Source organism: Haloferax sp. AB510, from assembly GCF_024136985.1.
In the GTDB taxonomy this organism is placed as follows: domain Archaea; phylum Halobacteriota; class Halobacteria; order Halobacteriales; family Haloferacaceae; genus Haloferax.
On record NZ_JAMYJY010000178.1, the window covers coordinates 1 to 3,840 of the forward strand.

Genomic DNA, 3,840 nt, shown 5'->3' on the forward strand with positions numbered 1-3,840 from the left:
GCGCGCCGCGGGCGGCGCGGTCGTTGGCCCGGCCGCCGGGCTCGCCGTCGTTCCCGTCTCGCCGTACGCGACGCAGACGGACTCGTGGGTTCTTCAACCGCCCGTCCAGCTATCGGTCGAACGCGACGACGCGCCCGTGTCGCTCGTCGCCGACGACGAGGTCGTCCGGGAAGTCCACCCGTCGGAGTCGGTGGTCATCGACCGCGACGGGAGCGTTCCGCTTCTCGTCGAGTGAGCGCCTCGCTCGGCCGTGATTTTGGACCCCGAGCGGTGGCGCTCGGCGTCGTCGAAAATACGTGTTCCTCGTGAGCAGTGCGAACGCGGCGACGCGGAGAAGAAAGCGCCGCGAGCTTAGACGATGAGATTCCAGTAGTCCGCGACGAGGAAGAAGAGGCTCTGGAACGCCGCGTACAGGAGCACGAGCGTCGCGGCGACGAGCGAGCCGTTCGGGCGTTCGAGCGGCTTGTCGGTGCGGGCTTCGACTTTGCGCGCTTCGAACTCGAAGAAGTCGGTGACGAACATCCCGACGACCAGCACGGTCAGCACCATGCCGCCGTGCGGCTCGACGAGCAGGTAGAGGAACGAGGTCAGGACGAGCGCGCCCGAACTAATCGAGTGCGGGAGGTACCGGGAGATGGCCTCCTCACCGCCTTCCTCGGCCTGCTTGACGTGCGACCGGTGACCGAGGAAGCGCGTCGCGAAGTTCGCAAGCACGAGCACGAGCGCCACGTGCGGGACGACCGGTTCGACCGCCGCCAATTGGTCGAGCGGAACGAGGAACTGTAGTGGGTGCATACAGGACCGTCGGAGCGAGACTCATTAGAGTTTTTCCAATCCGACGCGGGACGCGGCGGGGAGTGCACCCGCTATCGTGAGGGACGTTTCGGCGATTCGAATCGAGATGAGAGGAGAACGGCCCGCGCCGTGTCGGCTTACTGCGCGTTGCGGCGCTCTTCGAGCGCGGACATGATCTGGTGGCCCGCGGGAATGAGCACCCAGAAGGTGAGCGCGCCGAGGAGCGCGAACCAGAGGAACACGTCCATCAGCGTGACGGCGATGATGTTGAACAGCCCCTCGGTCGCGCCGGACGACAGCGGCTCGATGAGCTGTTGTGTGCTCTCGAAACTGCTCGTGCGGTACCACGACGCGAGCACCAGCCACGCGAGTCCGGACCCGGTCAGGATACCCAGACCCTTGATGAATTCGTCAGCCATTGTTCGAGTCTTCGCCGGAGTCCTCTTGAGACTTTCCCATTCCTTGGGCGCGAAATCGGGTGCCGAGCGTGTAGACGACCGCGCCGAACGCGATGATGCCGAGTCCGAAGACCGCGAGGGCCGTGCTCAGCAGACCGTCGGCGACGCCGATTCCGAGCGCGCCGAGCGCGCCCGCGATGACCGCACGGAGCGCGCTCACCTGCAGCGTCGCGGCGTCGAGGAAGACGAAGCCGAGGACCACGCTGACGACGGCGATGAGCGTCGAGAAGACGGTAATCGTCTTGTAGAGCCGCATGGGGACGACGATGTCGCGCCGGCCGCGGCGTCCGCGCCGCGCCCCGTCGGCGTCGCCGGTTCGACCGGTTGCGTCGCTATCTGTCATTAGTGACGCTAAGAAGGGACGGTTGGTAGTGGTTCCGCTCTATTTCGGCGGGCGAAGCCGGTAGTAGCGGCGGTTGAGGTTGTACATGTACCCCTCGCGCATCGTCTTCAGTATCGCGTAGGTGATGGTCCCGAAGACGAACGGGAGCAGGAACGTCAGGTCGAACAGCAGGTCGACGTTCATCGGCATGAGGTTCTTGATGGCCAGAAGCGAGATGGTCATCGCGAACACCACGCCGAAGACGCCGACTGCGGACCAGAACGGCTGCTCGACGGGTCGCCGGGCCGAGCCCTTGTTGAGGAAGGGCACGATAGCGATGAAGCCGACGACGACGCCGTTCGCCAGCACGCCGTAGGTGCGGTCGGCCATCAGCTTCTGTCCGCCGAGGATGGCCAGTTCGGGGTTCAGCGGGTTGAGCTTGAGCAGGCCGAACGACCAGTAGAGATACCAGTCGGGCAGGATAATCGCCGGGGTACTCGACGGATTCGCGGGGTTGCCGATGTGCGGCGGCATGGTCGCCGAGAGGAACAGAATCATCCCGACGAAGAACGACGCAATCGAGAGGTTACGGACGGTCTCGTGGGGCCACGTGGGGAACGCCAGCACGTCGCGTTCGACGTAGTCGGACTCCGTGCGGAGGTCCTGGTCTTCACGACGTGCGCGCTCGAAGTACTCGTAGGTGAGCCGGGAGAGCCCCGTCTTGCGAGCCTTGCGCTCGCTCCACGTGGGCGTCTCGTCGTCCGGGGCCACGATGCCCGCGCCGTCGGATCGAATCTCCTCGTTTTCGGGTTCGTTGTCGCTCATGATTGTCACCTCAGTGCGGCTCCGCGATGCCCTGCACCCACACGATGCCGATGTGGATCGCGATGAGCGTCGTCACGACGAACGGGAGCAGGAACACGTGGATGATGTACATGCGCTGTAGCGTCGACTGGCTCAGCGAGAAGCCGCCGAACAGGAGCTGTGCGACCCACTCACCGGCGAGGGGGACCGACAGCGACATCTCGACGCCGATCTGCCCCGCCCAGTAGGCTAGCTGGTCCCACGGGAGGAGGTATCCGGTGTACCCGAACACCATCGTCAGGCTGATCAGGACGATGCCGAGAAGCCAGTTCAGCTCGCGGGGTTCCTTGTACGACCCCGTGAAGTAGACACGGAGCATGTGCAAGAACACGGCCGCGACCATGACCTGCGCCGCCCAGCGGTGGACGGAGCGGAGCATGAAGCCGAACTGCAGGTCGCGCATGATGAATTCGATACTGCTGTAGGCCGTCGTGGGGTCACCGGTCGTCGCCGGGGAGTAGTAGAACCCGAGAAGGGCGCCACTGATCGCCGCGACGACGTACGCGAGCGTCGAGAACAAGCCGAGCGTGTACAGGGGGTACCAGTACCAGAACTTGTTGTCGAGGTTGTACTGCTCGGTGTGGCTCTTCGGCATCTGGAGGTTGACTCGGTAGTAGAGCGTCTCCAGAAGTTCCAGATAATCGACGATGCGGAGTCGCTTATCCAGCCAGATGAGCGTGGTGAGGAAGGTGGCCTCGACCGGGGTGAGGTCCTTCTTTTTCATCCAGGCCTTGTGGTCGTAGTCGTCTTTGCGTTCGAGACTCATGGTTTATCGCTTGTAGTAGGGGTACACCGCGCGTTTGACCTGTTCCCACGCGTCATCGCTGCTGAAGGTGACACCGTCGACGTCCTCCTCGCGGACGTAGAGGTCTTCCCACTTGCGACGCCGCTTTTTGACGATCATCACGTCGGGGAGGAACTCCTTGCGGTACAGCGCGAGGATGAACGCGAGGTCCACGAAGATGACGGCGAGGACGCCGCCGAGGAACATGTTCCCCGTGTCCGTCAGTCCCCACCCGGAGACGAAGCCGTAGGTGAAGAGAAACACGAACACGACCTCGATAATCGTCAGGAGGACGATTGCGATGGCCGCTGCGGTGCTCTCTCGCGCCGGTTCGTATCGGTGAATATCGCCGTATGTGCTGCCGGTCGAAGACATTATTCGCCACCTCCGGTGTTACCCGTATTTGGGGACTCGCCGTACTTCAAGATGAAGAACGTGTAGATGATGGTGACGAGGATGCCGAGAATCGTCGCCGAGCCGACCCAGTGTGCCTGAATCGGGACGCCGAGTTCGTGCAGTTCCTTCTCGCCGCCACCGCCGGTGCTGATAGTCGCCACGTCGTCGCCGACGGCGACCGCGCCGAGCATGCCGAGCGCCTCGTGCGGCACGCAGTGGTA

At 63.8% G+C, this 3,840-nt stretch carries 6 protein-coding genes and 2 pseudogenes; 1 reads left to right on the top strand and 7 read right to left on the bottom strand.

Features of this window, described 5'->3' with window-relative positions; translation table 11 throughout:
* Nucleotides 1–235 (top strand): annotated as a pseudogene (locus tag NKF06_RS20035) (ATP-NAD kinase); the annotation flags it as partial.
* A gap of 116 nt (nt 236–351) precedes the next feature.
* Here the strand turns inward: NKF06_RS20035 and NKF06_RS20040 are convergent.
* From NKF06_RS20040 to NKF06_RS20070, 7 genes and pseudogenes are all read right to left on the bottom strand, one after another.
* Nucleotides 352–795 (bottom strand): hypothetical protein, encoded by a 444-nt coding sequence (locus NKF06_RS20040; protein ID WP_058828057.1) that lies wholly within the window; start codon nt 793–795, stop codon nt 352–354.
* A gap of 137 nt (nt 796–932) precedes the next feature.
* Entirely contained in the window at nt 933–1,214 is a 282-nt protein-coding gene (locus tag NKF06_RS20045; RefSeq protein WP_004972591.1) for a hypothetical protein, read from the bottom strand.
* Nucleotides 1,207–1,596, bottom strand: a complete 390-nt coding sequence (locus NKF06_RS20050; RefSeq protein WP_058828058.1) for a hypothetical protein — start codon at nt 1,594–1,596, stop codon at nt 1,207–1,209. Before NKF06_RS20050 ends, NKF06_RS20045 begins: the two co-directional genes overlap by 8 nt.
* A 39-nt stretch (nt 1,597–1,635) precedes the next feature.
* Nucleotides 1,636–2,400, bottom strand: a complete 765-nt coding sequence (locus NKF06_RS20055; RefSeq protein ID WP_058828059.1) for a cytochrome bc complex cytochrome b subunit — start codon at nt 2,398–2,400, stop codon at nt 1,636–1,638.
* Between the two features lie 10 nt (nt 2,401–2,410).
* The gene (locus tag NKF06_RS20060; RefSeq protein WP_004972586.1) at nt 2,411–3,205 is read right to left on the bottom strand and encodes a cytochrome bc complex cytochrome b subunit; all 795 of its coding nucleotides are present in this window, start codon (nt 3,203–3,205) and stop codon (nt 2,411–2,413) included.
* Between the two features lie 3 nt (nt 3,206–3,208).
* Nucleotides 3,209–3,598: a hypothetical protein gene (locus NKF06_RS20065; protein WP_004971171.1), complete on the bottom strand. Its 390-nt coding sequence runs from the start codon at nt 3,596–3,598 to the stop codon at nt 3,209–3,211.
* Nucleotides 3,598–3,840 (bottom strand): annotated as a pseudogene (locus tag NKF06_RS20070) (halocyanin); the annotation flags it as partial. The gene NKF06_RS20065 and the pseudogene NKF06_RS20070, both read right to left, overlap by 1 nt.